2 protein-coding genes (both only partly in view) are annotated in these 24,427 nt (G+C 66.1%); both read right to left on the reverse strand.

Translation table 11 applies throughout. The features are described 5' to 3' along the window. Positions 1-15,080, reverse strand: the 5' end (the start) of a protein-coding gene (locus ACNANG_RS04725) for a beta strand repeat-containing protein (RefSeq protein ID WP_420226203.1). 17,311 nt of this gene lie to the left of the window's left edge; 15,080 of the gene's 32,391 nt are visible here — the first part of the coding sequence; it begins with the start codon at positions 15,078-15,080; the stop codon falls past the left edge of the window. Then, a protein-coding gene (locus tag ACNANG_RS04730) for a hypothetical protein (RefSeq protein WP_420226204.1) crosses the window boundary here: on the reverse strand, positions 14,975-24,427 show its 3' end. 13,467 nt of this gene lie beyond the right edge of the window; 9,453 of the gene's 22,920 nt are visible here — the last part of the coding sequence; its start codon lies beyond the right edge, outside the window — the gene reads right to left on this strand; it ends in the stop codon at positions 14,975-14,977. The genes ACNANG_RS04725 and ACNANG_RS04730 overlap by 106 nt, the downstream gene beginning before the upstream one ends.

The raw sequence follows: 24,427 nt of genomic DNA on the forward strand, positions 1-24,427 counted from the left end.
ACCGCGTGGACCGTCAGCACCGCGCCACGGATGGGCTCGTTGTCCACGAAGTCGACGTTCGGCGGGCTGGTCTGCGTGACCGACCCGTTGGCCGAGTACAGCGTGATGTTCTGCGCCGTGCCCGAGTTCAGGCGGGCTTCGACCTGGTTATTGATCTTGATGTCGTTGACCGCGTCGAGCAGGATCGAACCCTGCACCAGGAAGTTCGCGTTGGGCGAGGTCAGGTCTTCGATGGTGATGGATCCACCGAAAATCCGGACGTCGTCACGCAGCGTGGGATCGGGCGAGAGCGTGCCGCCGATGCGCACGGACCCGGCATTGGCGACCGCATGCGTGCCATCGGAGTGGCCGATGACGATGCGGGTGAAGCCATCCGCCAGCGCGCGCAGATCGGTGTTGTCGAGGTTGAGCGTGTTGGTCGAAATCGAATTGCCCGGTGAGCCGAGTTCGATGTTCAGGTTGGTAGAACTCGGACGCAGGATCAGTTCGCCGGTGCCACGAATCGTTTCAGTGCCGCCCAGGAAGTCGATTTCGTTGGCGTCGATCTGGATCACGCCGCCGCCGGACACCAGCAGGCCGTTCTTGAAGATGACCTGGCTTGCGCCGGTGATGATCAGGCTGCCGCTGGTCAGTTCAACGTAGTCGTTGAACGTGACGACGCCGCTTGCCGTGATGGACATGCTGCCGTTCAGGACCACGGACCCGTTGAAGGTCACGTTGTTCGGCAGGTTGACCGAGCCGGCAACGGTCACGCCGCCGATGGTCAGCCCTTCGAGCGGATCCACCCCGCCGACCGGGCCCGAGATGATGATGTTGTCGGGTGCCAGCAGCGTGAGGGTATCCGGCGTGCCGTCACCGTTGCCGGTAACGAAGTGTGCCGTGTTGCCGCCCAGCTGGATCGAGCCGCTGCCGTCGCTGCCCGCGGTGATCGTGCGATTGCCCGCGAAGGTGGTCGAGTCCAGGATGGACACGTCGGCGTCCGACGTCACGTTGGCCGCGTAATCGGTGGTGTGGCCAGAACCTTCGATGACGAACGACGAATTGCCGGTCAGCACAACGTCCTGGTTGATGTACACATGGCCGCCGATCACCGGGGTCTTGATGACCAGGGTGTCCTGCAGGTTGATGCTGCCACCCACACCGGACTCGCCCAGGTACACCTTGTTGCTGCTGGTGTCGCTGCCGATCACGATCTGCGAGAAGCCGTCCTGCAGATGCGACAGCGACGTGTTGCTCAGATGGAAGCCGTTCGCGTCGAGCTGCGAGCCGGTGCTTTTCACGTCGCCCAGAACGATGGCGGCGGACGGGCTGGTCGGCATGAAGGTCAGCGTGGCGCCCGCACTGCGGACGTCCGCGGCGATCGACACCTGGTTGGAGCGGATCGTGATGTCCTTGCCGCTCGCATCCATGGCGTTGACGATCTGCTGTTCGCCATTCAGCGACGACACGTCGGTCTGGCCGCCGCGCGAGCCGCTGGCTGCCGCATCCGAGAACACCTGCACCGAGCCGGTCGCCAGCACCACCACGTCTTCGCGGTTGCTGCTGGACACGGTCAGCGTTTCCGCATCGACGATGATGGACAGGGGGCTGAACGTGAAACCGCTCACGTTCTGGCCGACCTCGTCGCGCACCGCGATGGTCAGATTGCCGCCGGTGGTCTGGAGCATGGGGCCGCCGGCTGCGCGCAGGGTGACGCCGTTGGCCAGATGGCCAGGGACTTCATGCGCGGCAATGCCGGACGTGATGATCTGCCCGGTAAGCTCGTTCATCGTGAACTTGCCCTGGCTCAGCACCCAGCCGATTTCCGGATCGAAGCCGCCGTTGCGGGTCAGCCAGCCCACCTTGCTGACGTCATTGACCAGGGCGCCCTTCAGGGCACGCACGGTAATGTCGCCATTGCCGATCACGTGGACGCCCGCGCCCAGCGTGATGTCGCCGTCTTCGGCAGTCAGGATCACGCTGCCGCCAGTGGTGTTGACCGACGCGTCGAGCGTCAGCGCGTCGCCGGCATACAGCGAGACCAGCGCGCGGGTGGCCTGCACACCGTTGTCGGTGACAACGATGCTGCCGCCGCGCGCGATGATCGAGACCTGCTCCGCGGCCTGCTGGTCGACACGGGTCAGGATGAGGTCGTCGACGTCTTCGATGAAGACCGCGCCGAAGCCCTTGTTGATGAAGTCCAGCACCCGGACCTGCGTTTCGATCGGGTTGCCGTCTTCGCCGATGCCGCCCTCGGCACGGATCATCAGCGTCGCGTTCGACGCAATGATGTCGGTCGTGCCTTCGGCCACGTCCAGCACGCCGCCGCTGGTGATGCTGAGGATGCCTTCGTTCGAGGTCCTCAGTTTGCCCAGCAGGATGGCGCCGCCGGCGTTCATCGTAATGGTGCCGGTGCCGGCGTTCACCACGGTTTCGCCGGTCATGTCCAGACCGCCCGCACCCGCGTCCAGCAAGACGTTGCCGGCGTTGGTGGTGACGTCGCCCTGGGCCGACATGGTCAGGCCCGCCGCACCGCGCAGCGTGACGCTGCCGGTATCGGTGACGATGCCCTGGTTGACCACCAGCGCGCCGCCGGTGGTGACCAGGTTGATGGCCGCATTACCGACGACGCTGATCGCGCCATCGAGGGTCATCGTGCCGCCCGATTGCAGGCGGACCGCGGCATTCGTGCTGCTGAGCGCCTGGGTGACGACGACGCCATCGGATTCGAACACGGAGATCGCCGCGCCCGCGGTGATCGTCAAGGTGTCCGCTTCAATGGTGCTGACCACGCTGCCGTTGACCAGCTTGCCGGCCGAGATGGCGCCGGTCGCGGTCAACGTGACGGCGCCCGCGCTCGTCATGCTGTCGATCGTGATGTTGCCGTTGGTGCTGGTGATGCTGACGGCGCCGGCCGTGCCGGTGATGGCGCCGATGCTGATGTTGCCCGAACCGAGAATGGTGATGTCGCCACCCTGCATCTCGATGCCGGTGATCGACAGGTCGCCGGTCTGGATGACCGTCAGGTTGCCCGCGCCGGTCAGCGTGACCTGCAGGGTGCCCACGTCGGACGTGATGGTCAGGTCGTCTCCGGCACGCACGGTCAGCGAACCCGCCGTGACCTTGCCTCCGAGCGTCAGCGCGAAGGTGGCGCTGAGGTTGACGCTGCCGGCGTCGCCGACGTTGATGTCGGACACCACGACGAGATCCTTGCCCGCGCCCAGCGTGATGGACTCGCCGGCGTGCGTGGGCATGTTGACCACGGTCAGGTTGCCGGTCACGGTCATGCTGGCGTCGCCCACGCCGCGGTCCGGCACGATCACGATGTAATCGCCGATCTTGGTCAGCGCCTGCACGGCGCCCGCGTCGCGGCTGGTGGCGCGCAGATCGAAGGCCGTGTTGGCCTGCAGCGCCGTGAGCGTCAGCTCGTGGCTTGCGGCGGCCACGTCGACCCGCACTTCGCCGCCCTGTTCGATCTTGTATTCAAGCGCGGACAGCACCGACGCCCAGGTGGCGGCAACGGTCGTGCCGTGCACCACGTCGCCCACCTTGACGGTGTAGACGTTGGACCCGAGCTGCACGGTGTAATCCACACCGGTCTTGACCACGCCCGCAAAGGTCAGCTTGCTGACTTGCGAGGCATTGGTGCCCGCGGCCTGGATCGTCGTGCCGGCGTCGATGACGCCATTGGCCACATCGGCCTGGTAGTGCTGTACCACCGAGGCGTTTTCAACCGTGAAGCCGTCGTTCGCCACCAGTGCGGTCAGCACCAGCGTGCGCGTGGCGGCATCGGGTGTCACGCTCATCGTGGCGCTGCCTTCGCCCTGCACGATCTTGGCGGCAAGGCTGCTCAGCACCGACGTCCAGCTGGCGGTCACGCCGCCCGTGCCGATGGTCACGGCATACGTGTTGCCATTGACCACGACCGAGAACTCATAGCCATTCTGCAGGCTGTAGCCCGCGGTGGACGGATTGGCGAAGCTCAGCGACGACACTTGTGCCGCCAGTTCTCCCGCGTCGCGATCGGTCGTGATGACCGGTGCGACGGCGCCCGTGCCGGCCGGGGCCGTTGCGGTGAAGGCGACGTTATTCGTCTCGGCTTCCAGACCGATGACGGTTTTCGCCTGGGCCGTCACGCCGAAGCTGGACGTGGCGCCGGTGATGGCGCTCGTGCTGAGCACGGTCAGGACGCCGCCCGTACCCGCGGCCGCGCCCTGGGTGTAGGTTTCGATGATCTTGAAACCGCCGTCTTCGACCGCCGACGACAGCAGGGACGTGACGACCTGGGCCGTATCGCCCGCGACCGCCGTGTAGCTGTACGCGGTGCCGTTGACCGTGACCGTGTACGTCGTTCCGGCCGCGACCGTCAGGCCGGACAGATCGAAGGTGCGGCCATCATAGGCCGTGCCGTCGATGGCTTCGCCCGCTTCCACGACCGAGACCAGCGCGCTGCGCAGGCTTGCCCAGTCGCTGACCGTGTAGTGGCTGGCGGTTGCCGAGTAGGTGGCATGCGCATCCACCTGCGCGGCCATGCCGGCGACGACCTGGGTCAGGGTGTTGCCCGCGGCGGCCGTGTAGGCGAATTCGGTAGCGCCCACCTTCACGATGTACTTGTAACCCGCCGTGACCTGGAGGGACGACAGGTCGACATGGGTGCCGGCCTGGGCGGTTGCCGTCTGCGTCACCGATGCCTGGCCCGCCGCCACCGTCTGCAGCGTGCGCGCCACCATGCTCATGTCGGCATAGACGCCGCCATCCTGCACGGTGATGGTGCTGCCGTTCACGCTCGCCTTGAGCGTGGCGTCGGCATTGATGAGCGTGGTCAGCGCGCTGGCGATGTCCACCGCGCCCTGCCCTGCCGTCGCCACGGTATCGAAGGTCTTGCCGTTGGCGACGGTGACCGTGTAGTGCGTACCGGCCGAGATGGTCATGCCCGACAGATTGATCGTCGGACCCAGCTTGGCGCTGACGGGCGCCGAGAAGCTGTCGGTGATCGTCGCGGTGCCTGCGCCGCTGCTGATGGTCAGCACATCGGTCGTGGCGTTGTAGGTCGCGGCGTAGTTGCTGTTGGCATCGATCGCGGCGGCCAGGGCGGCGCCGACGCTGTCGCGATCGGACGTACCGGTGGCCGTGGTCGAGAACACCGTGCCTGCGATCGTCACGGACAGCACCGTCCCGGACGAGGGCGAGGCAAGCGATCCGAAGCTGATCGTGCGGGCGCCGTCGGTCACGTTGGTGAGCGTGCCGGTGCCGTACGCGCTATCGGTCTGCAGCGCCTTGACGATGACCGAGATGCCGCTTGCGCCCGTTCCCGCGATATCGAGGAACTGATTCTCGCCCAGGTGCACCGCGTACTCGTGGCCATTGAGCGTGACGCCATAGGCCTTGCCCGATTGCAGCGCCGCGGCGCTGTCGAACATGACGTTGGTATGTTGCGCCTGGTCGAAGCCGGCGAACACGTCGCCTGCCGTGGTGTCGATGGTGGCTCCGTCCTTGCTCACGCCGCCGGTGACCAGCGAGGTGGCCGGCGTCGTCAGCGCGGCAGCGTCGATCGTGAATGGCGTATTGCCCGTCTCGGCAACGAACTGCAGCTTGAGCGTGGCGGCGTCCACGGACACGGTGATGTCCGATTCGCCCGTCTCGATCAGGGTCTTCAACGATCCGAGCAGCGTGGCGGCCGTGTCGCTTGCGCCAGCCGTGACGCTGTACTGATGCGTGTTGATGGTGACCGAGTACGTCTCGCCCACCGCCGGGACGGCGCCGAAGATGACGGCGCTGATCTGCGGCACGACGCGGCCCGCCGCGGTCACCGTGACCGGATCGACGTTGACGATGGCGCCGCCGGCCTCGAGCAGCGAGCGCTCGGTGACCGTGCTGACCAGGTTGTGCGTGAAGCCGTTGGCGGCGATCACGCGCACTTCGACATCGTTGCCGTTGCCGTGCTTGGTCGGATCCGACAGCAGCGTGGTCGTCGACGTGCCGTTGATGGTGACGCGATACCCATACAGGTCCGCCGTCTGGTCATCGTAGGCATTGAGCACGACGGTCTCGCGGCCCTGCGCATCCAGGGTCGTGACCGACGCGGCCTGCCATTCACGGATGCCGCCCAGGGCGTCGGCCGTGATGTTGCCCGACGTCTTCTGCGCGCCCATCGAGGACGCGGTTTCGACCAGATCGACGTACATGGTGCCGCCAGCGCGCAGCGAGATGTCGCTGCCGCCCGCGAAGTTGCGCACCTCGCGCAGGAACAGATCGCCGCCCGCGGCGATGTCGATGGCGCCGCTGCGCGCGCTTGCCAGTTCGACCGTCAGCCCGGTGGCTTCGTTGATGCTGATCGCACCGCTCTGGGTCGACCGCACGGACACCGTCTCGACCAGCGTGTTGAGCTGGATCGCGTTGGTGGCCAGCACATCGAGCCGGTCCGAGATGTAGACGGACGCGCCGTCGGTCGTCACGTTGGTCGCGATCAGGTTGAGCTTGCCGCCGCTGGTCGCCGCCGCCACGATGCCGCTCTGCACCGCCAGGGTGCCGGCGACGTCGATCGACACATTGCGGGCCGAATCGAAGCCCGTCAACCCACCGACGAAGCCGCTCAGCACAAGGCTGCTTTCCACGTCGACGAAGATGTCATTCTTGGCGCGGAGTTCGAAACGCGACGCCGGCAGCTGATTGATCTGCAGGTTGATGAAACCCGTGTCGCTGGCCACGGTGCTGGCGTTGGACTGGGCGTTGCTCTGGTTGACGTCGACCACCTGCCGGGCCTGACTGGTGCCCAGCGCCTTGATGATCACTTCTTCGATCGCCGACCCCGCCGACGTACCGTCGTAGTGCGTTGCCTTGACGTTGATCGTGCCCTTGACCACCACGTCCTGGCCCGCGATCAGTTCCAGATGGCGGTTGACGTTGATCGTGCTGCCAATCAGGCTGAGGCCTTCGCCGGTCTCGAGGATCAGCGTATCGGTCGTCAGTGTCGTGGGCAGCAGCTTGGTCACTGGCGCGCCACCCGATTGCGGCGTGCCGAAGATGAAGTAGTCGCCCGCGCGGTATTCCATGTGCTCGGGCGCATTGAAGAAGGTGTACAGCTCGATCGTCTTGCCGGCATCGAACACGATGCCGCGCGAGTACGACAGCGAGTCGCCGCTGGTCGGCGTGCGCACCACGATGCTGCCCAGCGAGCTGACCAGCTTGAGCGTGTCGCCCGCGACGCGGCCGGCGGCGTCCACCAGCAGGCTGCCTTGCGTGGCAAGGCTGACCAGGGTGTTGCCCGTGGTGGGCGTGACGCTGCTCTTGGCCTGGATGACCTTCAGGCCCGCGAACTGTTCGTGGTTGCCATCGACGTCCACCAGCTCGATGTTGCCTGCCGACGTGACCGCGTCGATCTCGTTGACCGCGATTTCCAGTCCGGTGATGCCGGTGGCCGCACGCATCGTCAGCCGGTTGGCCACCACGTCCACGGCGGTGTCGCTATACCCCTCGGTAATGGCGCCCGTCGTCGACACGAGCGTGATGTTGCCCGCCGAACTGACCGACGTGACCTGCGTGCCACCGATGGTCGGCAGGGCCTCGTTCGCGCCCAGGTGGATGCCCGCGGAGGCATGGCGCACCAGCAGGTCCTTCTCGGCCGTGATCGTGATGTCGTTGCCGGTCTTGTTGGTCTTGAGCGTGACATCGACTACATCGATGACGCCCTTGCCGGTAGCGGCGAAGCTGCCGTCGGCCACCGACACCTGCTGCAGCAGCAGCTTGCGAACGTCTTGCGCCAAGACCACGTCGGCCGCGGAACGCACATCGATCGTCAGGCTGTTCACATTGGTCGCGACATCGATCGCGCCCATGCTCGTGATGGACAGCTCGTCGGCCACCACCATCGTGCCGGCTTCATGCGTGACCGTGCCTTGCGCCTTGACCGTGACGTCGCCGCGCGCCACGTTGCGCACGTCGCCGAGCACCATGCCCGCAACGCCGCCCGTGCCGGTCGCGACCGCCGTCAGGCTGATGTCGTTGCGGTCGCTGCTGCCTTCCGTGACCACGCTGTGCGCGGCCAGGTTGCCCGTGTTCAGCACGGTGATGCCGCCGTTGGCCGCCTTGGCCGTCAACGACATCGCACCGGTGTTGGTCAGATCGATATTGCCGGCGCCCACCAGTGTCAGGTCGGCTTGCGCCACGCGCGAGGTCAGCATCAGGCCGGTTTCGGCCACGGCTTCAAGACGGTGCGCAACCAGGTTGCCCGCCGCGACCCACACACGGTCTTCGGGCGCGGTGGTGCCGGACGGCTGGACGAGTTCGCGCACTTGTTCCACGAAGCCTGCCGAGGCGTCCAGACGCACCGTGCCCGTGGCGGACGCGCTGGCGTCCAGGGTCACGTGCGACAGCACGATGTTGCCGCCGAAGTGACCGGCCTTCAGGCTGACGTTGCCCGACGTGGCGGTCAGCACGGTGTCCGCATCGGCGGTGATACCGCCGTCGCGGATCGTGTTGGCGCTGGCCGAACCCGACTCCAGGTCGATGCTGCCCGCGGTCACGATGCCGCTCAGGTACAGGTCCCGGCCCGCATCGACCGTGACGGTCAACAGCGTGTTGGCCGCCGCGCCGCCCGTCGTGGTCTCGGCACGGACTTCGCCGCCCAGGGTCACGTCGAGCTTGGCCGTCAGCTGGACCGCGCCGGCCGCGCCGGTGGTCGCGAGCACGGCCGAATCATCGATCTGCAGATTGCTGCCCGCCGACAGGTCGAGCGTGTCCGCCACCAGCTTGGTGCCAACGGCCTTGCCGTCGACGATATTGCCCTTGATCTGCAGCAGCGAGCCGCTGTCGATCTCGATATGGTCGGAGGCCGCCACCACCCCGCTCAGGCGCACCGAGCCGCCCGCGTCGATCTTGATGGTGCCGCCATTGAGCGACGCCGACTCGTTGAAGGAACCGTACGTGCTGTTGATGGTGGTCGTGTGCGCCTCAGTCGTGATCTGCGTCACTTGCTGGATGATCGGCACGGTCTTCCAGACCGTGACGTTTTCCAGCGTCGTGACCATCACGTCCTTGGTACTGGTCTGGTAGACCGGCCGGTAGTCGAAGTCATCCTTGGCAATGGTCGCCAGGTCGTACTTCAGCTGCACGCGCTGGTCGAAGATGTTGGAGGTCGTGGACGTCCACGCGTAGGTGTAGTCCTTGAACTGCTCGTAGCGCTTGCCCCACACCAGGGCCGAGCTCGACTCATCGTTCACGCCGCCAAGATTGGCCGTGGTGCCGCGATAGTCGGCGTTCCAGCCGCCGTAGTTGATGTGCTGGTACAGGCGCACGGCATAGGTGGCGTCCGAGAAGCGGACCGCCTGCGCATCGTCGTTCCAGTCGTCGCTGCGGCTGCTGTTGTAGTGGCTGCCGAGCCAGCTGTCGTTGCCGCGCAGCTCGAGCGAGGCGCCGACGAAGTTGGCCCACCACCACAGGGTCGGGCCGCTGTAGCCTGCCTGGATGCCAGGGGCCACGCCGACTTCGCGCACGCCATCCAGCGACGTGCCGACGTTGACGAGCGAGGCCGTGCCGCTGTTGAGCGTCGACTGGTACGCCGCGATCGCCTTGATGTTGGCGGTGGCGGGCGCCGTGCCCGAGATGCCGTAGGTCTGAACGAACTCGGCCTTGTTGGCGTCGCTCAGGTCGTACCACGACCATTGCGGCGCGTACGACAGCGTGCCGTTGTGGCCATCGGCCATCGTGCCGAACGAGCGCGTGCCGGTGCCATTGAGGTACGACACCTGCCACGTGCCGGCCTTGTTGTCGTAGTCCCAGGCGTTCTGCGACCAGTTGAAGTTGGTCTGGTAGGTGTTGCTGGTGTAGACCGAATTGATCTGGTCGTAGAACACCTTGGCGCGGTCGGTGTAGGTGCCGACCAGTTCGCCCTGGGGATTCTGGTTGGCGGAAACCCAGGTGCCATTGCCAACGCCGTCGGCCGTCGTGTCGCCGGTCAGATACGCCGGCGCGCCGTCGCTGACCAGCCGCAGGATGTCTTCCTGCGCGCCGACCTGCATCAGCACATACTTGTCGCGCCATCCGGCAACGTTGATGTAGAAGACCTGCTTGGCGTTGTTGCGCCATTCGGGCGCCCAGGCCGAAGTGGTCGTTGCGCCGTTGAGCGTCTTGACCGTGGACGCGGTGGCCGCGTCATAGCCGAAGTCGTACAGCGGCATGAAGCCGGTCGCGTTCAGCACGGCCCAGCGCTGCGCGTCATTCAGTTGCGAGAACGTGCGGTATTCGGTGCTCTTGTAGTCGCCGCTGGGCGCCGTGGCCGTGCGCGTCGGGTTCTGCTCGTCGCCGGCATTGGCCCAGTTCACGACCGGCACGGTGCTGCCCGCGGGCCGCTGGCTGGCGTCGTTGTAGTAGTCGATGCCTTCGATCAGGTACTCGCGATATTGCGAGCCCACCGGCGCCTTCGGGTTGTAGTAGCCGGTCTGTGACAGGGTGACGTCCAGCGTGTGGTACGTGCTGCCGACCTTGACGAGTTCGGTCCCGATCTGCTCGGTGATGGTCGTGGTGACGTAGCTGACCTTGGGGACTTCGATCTGGCCGTCGGCAACCTGCGTGTAGCCGGTCACGACGTCGACCTTCTCTTCCTTGGTCTGGTAGCTCGTCACTTCGACCGGACGCGCCGCCGCCACCTGTTGCGCGGCGTCGAGCACGACGTTGCCGCCAGCCTGCACCGTCAGCGTGCCCGCGGCCTGGATCAGGCCCTGGTTCTGCACGGTGATGTTGCCGCCCGACAGCTGCATGCGCAGGATGGGCTGCTCCATGCGGCCCTGGGTCCAGTTCATGTCCACGCCGGCGTTCAGCGTGATGTTGTGAGCCGAGCCAAGGAAGCCGCCGATGGTCAGCGTGCTGCCTGCGTTGACGAGCAGCAGGCCGTCGGTGGTGTCCTTGTCGACCTGCACGTTGCCGTTGATGACGACCGTCGGCGCGGCCAGGTGCACCAGCGACCCCGCCATGACGATAGGCGAATCATTGGCGCCCGTGCTGGCGCTGGACAGGGTCAGCTTGACGCGGGCCTGCATGTGGATCGAGGCATCGGCGCCGAACGCGAAGATATGGCTGCCGGCCGTCAGGTTGATGTTGCCGCCGATCAGCGAGACCGACTCCTGCACTTCGATATTGCGCAGCAGGTTCACATCGCCCGAGGTCGACTCGATCGTGACGTGGTGGACCGTGGCGCGCGTCGGCGTGGCCTGCGCCACCTGCTGGCCGATGATGGCCGCGATGGTGATGCCATCGGCCGCGCGGATCGTGACCGACCCGCCTTCGTGCGTGTCGAGGATACCGCCCGACACGTAAGCCCCGTTGCCGTCGAGCACAAGCGTGTCGATCAGCACGCCGATGCGCGTGGCGGCATCGGTGCCGCCGGTGACCCGCACCTGGTCGTCGGCGAGCACTCGGCCCGACACCACGACCTGCGACCGTGCCTGCAGGTCGACGTCGGCGCCCACGCCCGTCGCGCTGATGGCGGTATTGCGTTGCATGACGAGATCGCCGTCGGCGAGCATCGTGACCTGCCCTGCCGCACCGGTCACGGTCACGCCGCTGCCGGTGGTCATGAGAATGCTGTTGCCTTCGGCATCCGATCCCGCGATGAGCTGGACCTTGGCGCCGGCCGCAAGCTGCGAGCCGATGACGATGTCCTGCGCGCTGCGCAGGGTGATGGCGGTATCGGCACCCGAGGTCGTCCAGCCGCTGGTGACGCGGTCGTAGTCGGCACCCGCCCGGACACTGCCTTGCAGGTCGATGCGGCCGCCGTCAAGACGGATCTGGCTGCCGTCGGCCATGCTGTAGAGCTGGCTGTCGGACGCCATGCGCAGCACGCCGCCGGCCTTGATGTCCAGAAGGCGATGGGCTTCGAGCACCGCGCCGCCGGCATGGCTGCCGAACGAACCGATGTAGATGTCGCCCGCGGCCGAGAGCACCAGGCTCTGACCGGCCTGGTCGGCGCTGATGGGCGAGCCATAGACGGCAAGGTTGCCACCGGCAACGACGCGCATCGAGCCGGCCAGGGACACGTCGGCATGCAGCAGCACGTCGCGGGTCGCCGTGACGTCGACTTCGAAGTCATACGTCGCGGGCGTGGCGCCGTTGCTGCGGATCACGCCGGCCAGGTCGACCGTCTTGCCCGACAGCACGATCTGCGATCCGGTTTCGATCCAGCCCGCATTGTGTTCGAGGGTCAGCGTGCCGCTGGTGGATGCCAGCTTGACCATGCCGAGCGTCGGATTCGCGCGGCCAAGGGCGCTGTCGATCGACACGTCGTTCAGGCCGGTCATGATGATGCGGCCGCCGGCGTCGATCGTGTTGAAGTTGGCCGATGCGGTGGTCTTCAGGCTGACTTCGCCCGCGTGCACCGCCGTACCTGCCGTAATGATGATGTCGCGCTGCGCGGTCAGGTCGCCGCGCAATTCCAGCGTCTGCTTCGCGTCGATCACGATGTCGGCATTGGTCCCGCGCGCCACCAGGTCGCCCTTGATGATCGCGTTGCCGGCCGGGCTCAGGTGCATGCCGCCGCTGAGCGTTTCCATCAGACCGGTTTCGGTCAGTTCGACGTTCTGGTTGCCCAGCGCGTTGGTACCCGCATACAGGTTGATCGCCGAGTAGGCGCGGATCGAACCCGAAATGGTGATGTCGCCACTGGGCGCATTCGCGCGGCCCAGGCTGACCACCGAGCCGCGCTGGCTGGCGTCGAGCGCCCAGCCACGGTCGGATGCGGCGGTCGCGCCGACGATCTGCGTAAAGCCCAGCAGGGCCGCCTGGCTATCGGCCGCCGACACGAGCGAGAACGCGTAATCGCCGGTGATCATCAGATGGCCGTCGTTCAGACGGACCTTGAGCCCGTAAGGCGTCAGCGCCGGCACGGCGTCGATCGCCGCCTGCAGATCGGCGGCCAGCGAAGCCAGTCCGGTGTTGCCGGCGGTGGCGGCCGCGGCCAGCGTCACGACGCCGCTGCGCACGAAGCTGCCGTCCTTGACCTGGATGGTAAAGGTCACGTCCTGCGTCAGATGGCCGTCGGCATACTGGGCAAAGCCCGATGCCGTCAGTTCCTGGGTCCACGCCGGCGTCAGCACCGACACGTCGCCCGATGCAGACAGGCTCAGCGTGCTGTCTTCCTGCCAGGTCTTGAGGTGGACGTTGCCGCCCACCACGATGCCCTGGTCGGCCCACGGATTTTCAGCCGTCGGCACGCCGCGGCCGATGCCGCCGCGCACGTCGATGGTCTTGCCTGCCATCAGGTCGCGTCCCAGACGGATCTGCTGGTCGGCGGTGATGGTGATGACCGAATCGCCACCGAAGGTATGCGTGCTGCTGCCGAGCGATTTGCCGGCCGGATCGTAATGGTCGATGACTTCGCCACCGGCAACCACGAGTCCATTGATCTCGGCATCCTGCGAGGCCGAGATGGTGATGACGCCATCGGCATTGTGCGTGGCGACGCGCGCGCCGCCCGGCATCTTCACGCCGATGCCGTCGGCGCTGTAGCCGCCGGCCAGGTCGATACGCTGGCTGGCGCGCAGCGTGGCGCCGACTTCGATGCTGCCGCCCGACTGGGTCGGCGCCTGGCCGCCCAGGTACAGCTGGCCGGCCGATGTCACATTGATGGTGGACGCTTCGGGCGACCACTCGATGGTTTCGGACTGCAGTGCGCCCTGCGCATCGAACACCTGGCGGATGGTGCCGCCCGACACGATGCTTCCTGCGATGGTCACGCCGCCGTAGGCATTGATGGCGACCGAGCCACCCGACTGGTCGGACGTGATGCCCGCCGCGTTCAGGCCGCCGGCGCTGCCGATGACCACGCCCCAACCGTTGTCGTCGGCACCGGTCAGCCCGGTGGTGACGATGGTGACCGACTTGGCCGCCTGCAGGCCGGTATCGACCGACACCTGCTGGCCCGCCACGATACGGATGCTCGAATCGGCGCCCGACCAGGTCACGCCCGTGGCGCCCAGGGTCCCGCCGGCGACGATCGCGCCGTGCAGTTCCACGTCCTGGCTGCCCGCGATGGTGATCTGGCTGCCGGCGCGCGTGGTGTTGAGCACCGATGATGCGTTGATGTAGACGCTCGTGCCGTCGGCATTCGCGCCACCGCGGTCCGTACCGTCGATCTCGACGCCACCCAGCAGGGTGATGTTGCCGTTGACGTTGGCCTGCCCTTCCCAGTACAGCCAGCTGTCGGATTGCAGCACCAGGTCGGAGCCCTGGCCCAGCAGGTTGATGTTGCCGCGCACGATGACGTCATCGGCCGTCGACACGATGAAATCGGCGTTGTCCTGCAGGGTATAGATGGTGCCAGTCAGCAGGAAGCCGAAGCCGCGCTGGCCGGTCAGAGGATGCGGTTCCAGCACGCGGATGCTGTCCACCACGCCGTCGTTCTGCGCGTCGTAGGCCTCGACCACATATTCGTGGATGCCGTCGCTGACGAGCCAGCGGTTGGTGTCGCCCGCCGCATCGACGCCGTTGGTGTAGTCGATGCCTTGCGTGAACGTCGTCATCAACTGCTTGCCGTCGGCGGCGTCGGCGTTGAAGTAGACGGTCTGGCCGTACTTGGTGAAGCCGCTCTGGTCGTAGATGCGGAACTGCTGGTCGAGCGTCATCGCGTCGAACGCGGTGCCCTCGGCCGGGCGGCCCACATCGCTCCAGCGCAGGCTGTCGACACGGTAATCGCTGCCCGCGGCGAACGTGATCTTGTACTGCGCGCCGCTTGCGGCCAGCGCGTTGTAGTACACCGCGCCGTCCCAGCGCTGGTAACCCAGCTGCTTGAGCACGGCGTCCTGCTGGGCGGTGCCCAGGTTGTCGAAGCTGGTGCCGTCGGCCGGGCGGGTCAGCGTGCCCCAGTCAATGGACGCATTGCTGTAGTCGCGGCCCGCGCCTTCGACCAGCGTGCCCAAGGCCTGGCCGGTCGTTGCGTTGTAGAACACCTGGCGATCGACTTCGGCGTAGCCCAGCGATTCCAGCACCACCGCGCGCTGCGAGGGGTTCAGGTCTTCGAAGGTAGCGCCGGCGGCCGGCGCTTGCACGCCGCCCCAATTGATCGCATCCAGGTTGTAGTCGCCTGCCTTGCCTTCGGCAAAGCCGTCCACCACGCGCAGGGCGCGGCGGCATCGACCTTGATGAAGTTGACGCCTTCCAGCACTTCGTAGCCAAGGCTGCGCGCCACGACCTTCTGCTGCGCGGCCGTCAGGTCGGCAAACGACGCATTGGCGGCAGGCGCGCCCGCCGAGCCCCAGTAGATGTCGGCATTACGGTAGTCCGACGACGGGCCCTGCGTGAAGTCGGCGACCGACTTCTTGCCTGGCGCGGCGTTGTAGTTGAAGAAGTTCTTGTAGCCCTCGCCGTGATCGATGAATTCCGCAACGATCGCGCGCTGCTCGGCCGTGAGCTGGCTCCATGCGGCATCGGCGCCCGGAATGGTGGCGACCGGGGTGGCATCCACCCCCGTGCCGAACCACAGGTCGCCTGGCATCGAGTAGTAATCGAAGGTGTAGCCCAGCGCCTCGGCCACCAACATTTTCTGCGCACCGGACAGCGCGGCGAACGCCGTGCCCGCGGCGGGCACCGCGACGCCGGCGGCCGCCCAGCCTATGGCCGCGTTGTCGTAATCGTAGGACGGACCTTGGGTGAAGGCGGTCGCCACGGTCATGGTGCCGCTGGCCGTCGTGTGCGTGAACACCAGGCCGTCGAACATCGTGTAACCCAGCGTCGTCGCGACGACCTGCTGCTGGACCTTGGTCAGCTGATCGAAGCTGGCGTTGGCTGCCGGCGTACCGGCCGCGCCCCAGACGATGTCCGCATTGCGGTAGGCGATCAGTTCGCCTTCGGTCAGCGTGGTGCCGAAGGTGTTGGTGGCGGCGTTGTAGTAACCGCCGTGCTCATGCGTCGTGTAGTGGAGGGACGCAACCAGGGTGGCCTTGGCCGCATCGCTCAGCGATTCGAACGGCGTGTAGTTGGCCAGCGACGTGACCGACGTGACGTTGGCGAGCGGCGTGTTGTCGGCGCCGAACAGTGCGCGCAGATCCACGTGGATCTGGTTCTGATTCAAGGCCGAGATGATGGCTGCGAAGCTTGCGGCCTGCGTCGTCGACGCCAGCTGTTTGCCTGGCAGGTTGTCGAAGTAGTCGGCATGCGGATCGCTCACGGCGCCCGCATCGATGCGCATGGCGCCGCCCGCGGTCAGCGAGCCGGCCAGCATCAGTTCGCCGGTGGTCTGGATCACGACGCCCGCGCCCGTGCCCGTCAGCACCGGGGTCTGCTGGCCGGTCACGAAGCGCGCGCCCGACAGGACCGCGCTGCCCGACAGCAGGCCGATCGAGCCCGTCGATGCCAGCGTGATCAGCGAGCGATCGCCTTCGGCCGATACCATGCCGCCTTCCAGCAGCTTGAGCGACGTGCCCGCGCCGATGGAGATCTGCGCATCCGCGCCTTCGGCGTAGACCCCCGCCGCCAGGATCACCGACTTCGAGCCGGTCATCATGACGTGACCGCCCGCCTTCACGGTCTCGATGGCGGCGCCCTTGTCGCCGGTAATACTGTTGGGTTCGGCGCCATAGCCGACAAGCGCCCCAACGCCGGTCGTGCCCGTTACCGCGACGTCGACCAGATCGTCGCCACGCAGCCAGCCGGTCACCACGAGCTGTTCCGTCAGGCGCAGCACGGTCTGGCGAGCGTGGATGCCGGAATCGGGCGCGCCCATGGGCGTGCGCACGTTCTGGCGCTGGATCTCCATGAGACGGCCCTGGAAGGTCAGGACTTCGGACGACTGCACGTCGCCGACTACCGTGATGTGGTCCGCCAGCAGCGTCGCGTTGTCGCGCAGCAGGGCCGAGTACATCGTCTCGCCGACCTGTGCGTCTTCCACGTCGCCCACATACATCCGGACGCCGGCCGCGGTATGGCCGAGCCGGATGGCGCTGAAGCCGTCCTTGAGCGCCGACAGATCGCTCATGCTGAATTCAAAGAAGCCCGAGTCCAGGCCTGGCGAATAGTCGCCGCCATAGATGCCCTGGGCTGCCCCGCCCACCCGGTAGCTCTGGTCGAGCGACCAGGCGCGCAGGGTCAGCTGACCCGTGCCGCTGACCTTGTCGTAACCCGAACGGAAGTCGACGTCGTCGGCCACGATGCTGATGTTGCCACCGCCCAGGCCAGTCGTGATTGCGCCCTGGTCGAGCGAGAGGATGGCCTCGCGCGTCGCCAGTTGCACATCGATCAGTCCGTTCGGCGTGGTCAGCCCGCCGGCTGCGTAGCCGTCGGTGATGACGGACAGGCTGTCCGCCTCGCGCACCACGATATTGCTGTAGGCCGCGCCCGCCGTGCCGCGGTTGACGACGTTCAGCTGCGCCACCTGCGTGGTCAGCGTGCCGTCGATGCCGGCGGCGTTGATGCTGAGCAGCGCGTCGGGCGCTTTCAGCAGCGTGGCCTGCGTGACGTCGACGATGCCGGCGCTGTACAGGCTGAAATCGGTATGGCCCCAGCTGGCGCCCGAACCCATCTTCAGGACGGTGCGCGTCGCGTTGGTGTCGGTCACTTCGAGACGGTCAAGCGTATCGTCGAAATTGATGATGCGCTCGGCGCCGTTGATCGTCGTGCGCAACTGGTGATCGCCCATCAGCAGCGGCGACGTGCTTGCGAAAGCGCCAAGCACCAGACGGTCGTTGCCGAAGCCGCCCTTCAGGTTCAGGGTGCCCGAACCCGTCACGTAGATCAGGTCGTCACCGTTGCCGGATTCGACCGTGTTGGTGCCGGCGCCGATATAGATGACGTCGTTGCCACCACCGCTCTTGATGGTGTTGACGCCCTCGCCCATGTCGATGATGTCGGCGCCATCGCCGCCCACGAACCGGTCGTCACCCGCGCCGCCTTCGAAGCGGATGCCGCTGGTGTCGCCGCTCAGGAATTCGTCCTTGCCCGCGCCACCGCGCACCACGCTGCCCGCGCCGCCGCCCAGGATGACGAAGCTGTCGTTGCCTTCGCCGCCATCGAGGTCGAGCTGGGCCGTGACATAGCGGCCGACATAGACCGAATCATTGCCCGAGCCGCCGCGGCCGACGATGTGCTTGACGCCAGTGAAACTGGCGGTCTCGCCCAGCGAGCTGACCGTGACGACGTTGCTGTCCTTCTCCTGTTCGATGGAGTAGGACTCGTGAACGATGTCGTTGTAGACCGAGTCACCGTAGCGGCCCGCGTTGTCCCCCATGTTGAGGTACAGCGTATCGCCCAGCTGGTAGGCGATCTGTGGGGGATCGGCCCACGACCACTTGAAGCTGCCCGATACCGTGATGCCCATGACGGTGACGCGGGCGGCCATATACGCACTGCCCGCGTTGATGTCGATCTCGGCGCGGAAGCCCGCCAGCGTGAAGTCGATGGAGAACAGGCCAAGGTCGATCTCGAAGTCGAGCGAGCCCCAGGCCGCTGCCGCGAAGCGCGGCTGGCTGCTCAGCGTCAGCGACATGCCCGCGTTCAGGTGCAGCGGTCCAAGGCGGATGTCGATCTCGGCCTTGCCGCGGATCTCGAAATTGCCTTCCGAGTCCGCATATCCGCCGACGTCCACCGTCAGCGCGTTGAAGAAGTTCAGGTGTCCGTTGAATTCCAGTTTGAAGACGTCGTCGACGATGCTGATGCCGCCGTCGAACTGCACCTTGAACGACAGCAACTGGATGGTGCCATCCAGCTGCATGTTGAACATCGTGTCGCCCTTGATCACGTCGCCGTGCAGGGTCGTATAGTCCCTGGAACCGGTGTTGATCTCGATCACCGCGTCGGCGCCGATGCCCAGCACGCCGGCGCTCAGGCCGACGTGGGTGGCCACGCGCATCGCGAAGATCGGGCCTTCATTGGCGTCCATCAGGAAGGCCGCCGCGCCGCCCACCTGCACTTCGCCGAAGCCACCCAGATCCAGCGACAGGTCCATCGCGGCCTGCACGCCTTGCTTGTCGATCAGCAGATCGACGGCGCCCTTCAATTCCACCGGGCCGACCGAGATGGTCGCGTTGCCCGACAGGCGCAGCAGATGCGCATCGAGCAGGACGGTGCCCACTGGCTGACCGGCGGCATCGAGCGCGAGCGTGCGCACTTCCTGCTTGGCCGACGTGGTGTTGAGCTGCAACAGGAAGCTGCCGGCCACGTTGAACACGCCGCCGTCGATCAGCTTGGAGTCCGGACCCGACCCGCCCACTTCGAAGGCGCCGTAGACGCCGCTGGCGCTGCCATCGGCGACGATGCCCAGTGTGCCGGTAACCGACAGAGGCTCGAACAGCGGCAGGTCGAGGACGGCGGTCGCGCCGAGCTCGGCGCGCACCGCACCGTTGGAGTAGGACACGATGACGCTGAAGTCGCCCTTCAGGTTGAGGGCGCCATCGAGCAGCGACAGGTTGCCGTTGCCGGTCACCGCCGCGTAGGGGCCGACCCAGCCGGGCTTGCCCGGAGGCGCTGCGCCGATGGTGAATTCGGTGAAGTCGACCTTGTCCAGGAATTGTTCCGGCACGACATACACGATGTCTTTGCCGAAGGTGTTCAGGCTCAGGTCCAGATCGGCCTGCAGCTGCACGACCGACCCGATCGACAGATTCGAGTCCATGGCCAGGCGCATGGCCACGCCCGGTTCCGCGCCGCCGCGGATCACCAGCAGACCGGTCGCGTGGCGGCTCAGGTTCAGCGCATCCGGACCGATGCGCACGTTCACGTCGGCAAATGCCGTCAGTCCTTCGCTTTCGCTGACGCGGAAGTCCAGCACGCCCGTCATCGACACCAGGCCGAACAGCTTGACCTGGGCTTCGCCGAAGACACGCAGCAATTGTTCGTTGTAGGTCAGCACCACCGGTTCATCGGGGTTGCCGGTTTCGATCGCATAGCCCGACACCACGGCGCCCGACGGGGTCGTGTGGGTGGACTGGCTGAAGTCGATCGTGGTCAGCGCGAACGTGACGTTCACACCGCTGGCGATCGATACCGCGCCAGTCTCGGCGTCATGCGTCGTCTGGCCGGCATGCAGCGTGACGCGCGCGCCGGTGTTGATTTCGATCTTCAGGTTCTGCGCATCGACTTCGGCGCCGTCGACACCGACCAGGCCGATCTTGTCGATGCTGGCCATGCCGGCCACGTACACGCCGATGTCGACGCCCGTGGTGCCGATGACCAGTTCCTTGGCGAGCACCAGGCCCAGGTCCAGGTTCTGGACGGCCAGGCCTACCGCGCTCGAATTGGGCGTGTCGCCTTCGTCGATGCGGTCGTTGTTGTTCGTGTCGCGCCAGTAGCCGCCCACGCCGACGAAGCCATAGGCGTCATTGATGCCGACGGCCAGCGAGGTGACGGTCGTTTCCTGGCCATTGCTCAGCGTGACGCGCTCGGCGCCGCGCTTGGTGAATGCCATCGAGGCCGACAGCTGCACGAAGCCGCCGATATTGATCTCGGCATAGCCCACCTTGGCCTGCACGATCTCTTCGGCGAAGTCGATGATGACCGCATTGTTGCCGCCCGCGGGCAGGGCATAGCCCTTGGTGGCGAGCACGCCGTTCAGGTCGCGGTCCTCACCCGCATCCAGCACCTTGTTGCCGTTGAGGTCTTCCGGCGAATTCGGGAAGCTGCTGGCCCAATCGATGGACGGCGGGCCGAACAGTTGCAGCGCCGCGTTCAGCGCGCCGCCCGACGGCAGGTAGAACGTGTTGATGTTGACGTCGATATTGCGCGCGGTGACCGACATGATGTCGTCGTCCACGCCGACCAGGCCGGCCTGGCCCACGTGCGCCTTGACCGCCAGGAACTTGGGCGCCACGGCTGCAAGCTGGGGAATCGCCAGCAGGCCCGGCGTTGCAATGGCCATGCCGAAATCGACATCGTCGATCACCAGGCCAATGGCGCCTTCGTTGATCAGGTCGCCCAGGCCGTCGCCGTTTGCGTCGGCGCCATAGCGGTACGGGCCGCCCACGCCGGCAAAGCCGGTCAGGTTCGAGCCGCCCAGCGTCAGCATCTCGACTTCGAGATTCAGGCGCGAGCCCACGCCCGCGGTCTGGTCCAGCAGCGTCTGCAGCCCGCCCAGGTTCACGTCGACGTTGGCGCGGTCACCCTTGCGGAAAGCCAGCGAGCCGCTCAGATACAGGAACTCCGACACCTGGATCTCGGCGTGACCGATGTCCAGGCCCATCAGGCTGTTGCCCTTCATGTTCAGGTAGACCGGCGTGCCGCCCGTCTTCACCTCGAAGCCCGCCGGGCGGCCGTTGGCCGGATCGGCCTTGAAGCTTTCCGAGAAATCGGCGGTCGAACGCATCAGGCCGCCGAAGAGTTCACCCCCGGTGTTGAGTTCGATCGTGACGTCGGTGGCCTGGATCTTGAGCACGTCGCCCATGCCGTAGGTCCGGACCGTATCGGCGTGCGCGTAGAACGAGAAGAAGTCCTTGGCCTGGAAGAAGTCGGGCAGTTGCGCCTTGAACATCGACAGGCCGACGTCCACGCCTTCCACGCCGAAGCCGAACAGGTCATCCGCGTTCGTGATCTGCAGCTTGCCGGGCTGACCCGCCACCGCCACATAGTCGGGCGTGCCGACACCCACGAAGGCGTAGACGTCCTTGGCGCCGAAGCTCAGGCCCTTGAAGCTGACATTGCTCAGGTGCGAGTAGTCGGACGACAGGCCGCCGACCGAGGTGAGCATGTTCAGGATGGTCTGCGTCCGGTCGCCAAGCAGCGAGGTCAGCAGCGAGATTTCCTTGGGCAGGCCGGTGTACATCGACCCGGTAAAGCTTTCGCCGATATTGAGCTGGAAGTCGCCGCGCAGGTGCACGAAGTCACCCAGGTTCAGCGACAGGTCGGGCAGATCCAGCGAGCCGAACAGCGTCAGGCCCAGGTTGGGGTCGAAGCCGATCGACAGGTCCAGGTTCTTGACGAAGTCGAGTGCGCCTTGCAGGAACGAGAAGTCCGGCGACAGCGTGGGCAGCATGTCGCCGATGCCCGACAGGTTGATCGACGGGAACAGGCCGCCGGTCGACGGCAGCTCGAACGAGAAGTCGAAGCCTGCATCGATCTCGATCAGATCGAAGATGCCCAGATGCGCGTCCATGCCGATGCGCAGCGAATTCGAGTTGAAGTCGATGCGCATGGCATCGCCCGCGCTGCCGATCGGGATGTCCAGGCCGCCGCCTTGCAGCTGGCTGAAGTCCACGTACGCGCCCGGAACGGGCACGTTGCCCAGGATCGCGCCGTTGAAGTCGAACTTCAGGTCGGTGGCGTTCAGGGTCAGGAAGGGGTCGGTGCCAACCAGGCCGGCCATGGCGGCCGAGGCGGTCAGGCCAAAGAACTTGCCAGGCAGCGTCGTTCCGGGAGCGACCGATGGCGCCATCATGGCCAGTGCGAAGTCGAGATCGTCGATGGCCAGGCCGATCGCGTCGTCGTTCGCGGTATCGCTGGCGTCGATCTTGCCGTCGCCGTTGGTGTCCTCGCGGTACGGACCGTTGATGCCCGCGAAGGCGTAGATGTCCTTGCCGGCAACGATCAGCGCCTCTGCCGACGTCTTGAGCGACGTGCCAGGCAACGCGAACGTCACGTTGTCGATCGTGCGTTTCTGGAAGGTGAAGCCGCCCTGCAAAGACAGGATGTTGGCGATGGATGCGGTGGCCTTGGCCACCGACGCTTCCATGACCGCGTTATCGAAGCCCAGGACGATCGGGTCACCGCCCGTGGCGATGGTGTAGCCGGCGGTCGTGCCGCCGTTGGTGAAGTCGGCGATCAGGCCGGCGCGGCTGCTGGAGTTGACGCCGACATTGACGTCCTGCAGCGAGAACTGGATGAAGTCCGTGCCAAAGCCGACAAAGCCCACCTGCTCGCCATGGCCCTTCAGGCCGACGAACTTGGTGTTGGCGGGGATCAGCGGATTCAGGGCGTCGAACTGCGTCGTCAGGATGGTCATCCCGAGGTCGAAGTCGTCGATCACCAGACCCATGGCTTCATCATTGATCGGGTCGAGCGCGTCGATGCGGCCGTCACCGTTCGTGTCGACGCGGTACGGGCCGTTGATGCCCACAAACGCCTGGACGTTGTTGGCGCCGAATTCAATGGCGTTGGCACGCACGCCGGTAAAGCTGGTGCCCAGCGGGCCCTTGACCGTCAGGTTGGTCTCGGTGCCCATGCGGAAGGCGAAGTCACCCGAAAAGTGCACGAACTCCGACACAGACAGGAGCGCGTCATGCACTTCGGCCTGCACGAAGGCGCCCGGACCGAAGTCGAGCGCCGTGGTCGTGCCACCGGTGGTGACCTGCAGGCCACCCGGCATGCTGCTTGCAAAATCGACAGACGCGTGCAGCTTCGGCGCGCCCTTCCAGCCGGCGCTCCAGTTCATCTGCACGTCGATGGCGCCGCTCGACAGTTCAAAGATGTCAGCGCCGCCCGCCACCAGGAATTCCGATGCGGACCCCTTCATGGCCATGAATTTGGGCAGGACCTTGGCGAGCGAGCCGGTCGGCGTCATGATCGCCAGCGCCAGATCGATATCGCTGACCGCCAGGCCGAACACGCCTTCCTGGTCGCGGATCGGCGTGGTCGAAGCGAAGTTGGGGGTGCCGTAGCCGACGAACACGTCCACGTCGTTCATGCCGATGGTCATCAGCTCGAGTTCGACGTCGTCCATGCGCGTGCCGTCCGACGACAGCTTGCCGGTCGCGGCCAGCTGCAACAGCGTCGGCGCCATTTCCAGGTTGCCGATCGACAGGCCGGTGTCGATGTCGAATTTTTCGCGGCGGCCCTTCTCGAAGCTGAAAGCGCCCTGGATGTGGACAAATTTTTCGATGGAGATCGTGGCGCGCGCCACGTCGACGCCGATGTAGCTGGCGGTATAGGCCAGGGCGACCGGATCGTTGCCGGTCGCCACCGACAGGCCGCCGGCGCCGAACGTCGACACGAAGTCCACGTACGGACGCACGGTGGTGCCGGCCCATACCGTGCCCTGGTTGGCCTGCACCTTGGCGCCAAGCGCTTCCAGCGTCAGGAAATCCAGACCGGTGAACGCGATCTGGTCGGCCGTCGCGGCCAGCGCCCACATGCGCCCGATCTTGGCGGTCGGGTCGGTAAACATCGCCAGACCCAGGTCGAGATTTTCGACCACCAGGCCCACGGCATCGGGGTTGCGCTGCGCATCGATCACGCCATCGTTGTTGGCGTCAACGAAATACGGACCGGCGCCCACGAACAGCTTCACGTCGGACAGGCCGAGCGTGATCATGCTCATGGCATAGTTGTCGATCGTGCTGTACGTGCCCGGCAGCTTGCCGAATTTCGACAGCGCCGCGGCCGCCTGCAGGTCGTTGTCGCCAAAGCCGGTCTTGATGTCGACCGCGACATTGGTGCCCTTGGCGATCGAGAAGCCGCCCTCGACGTAGAAGAAATCGCCGATGCTGATGAGCGCATGGCCCACTTCCACGCCGAAGGTGGAGTGCTCATACGTCAGCGAGAT

This window comes from Pigmentiphaga litoralis (assembly GCF_048632615.1).
In the GTDB taxonomy this organism is placed as follows: Bacteria; Pseudomonadota; Gammaproteobacteria; order Burkholderiales; family Burkholderiaceae_B; genus Pigmentiphaga; species Pigmentiphaga litoralis_B.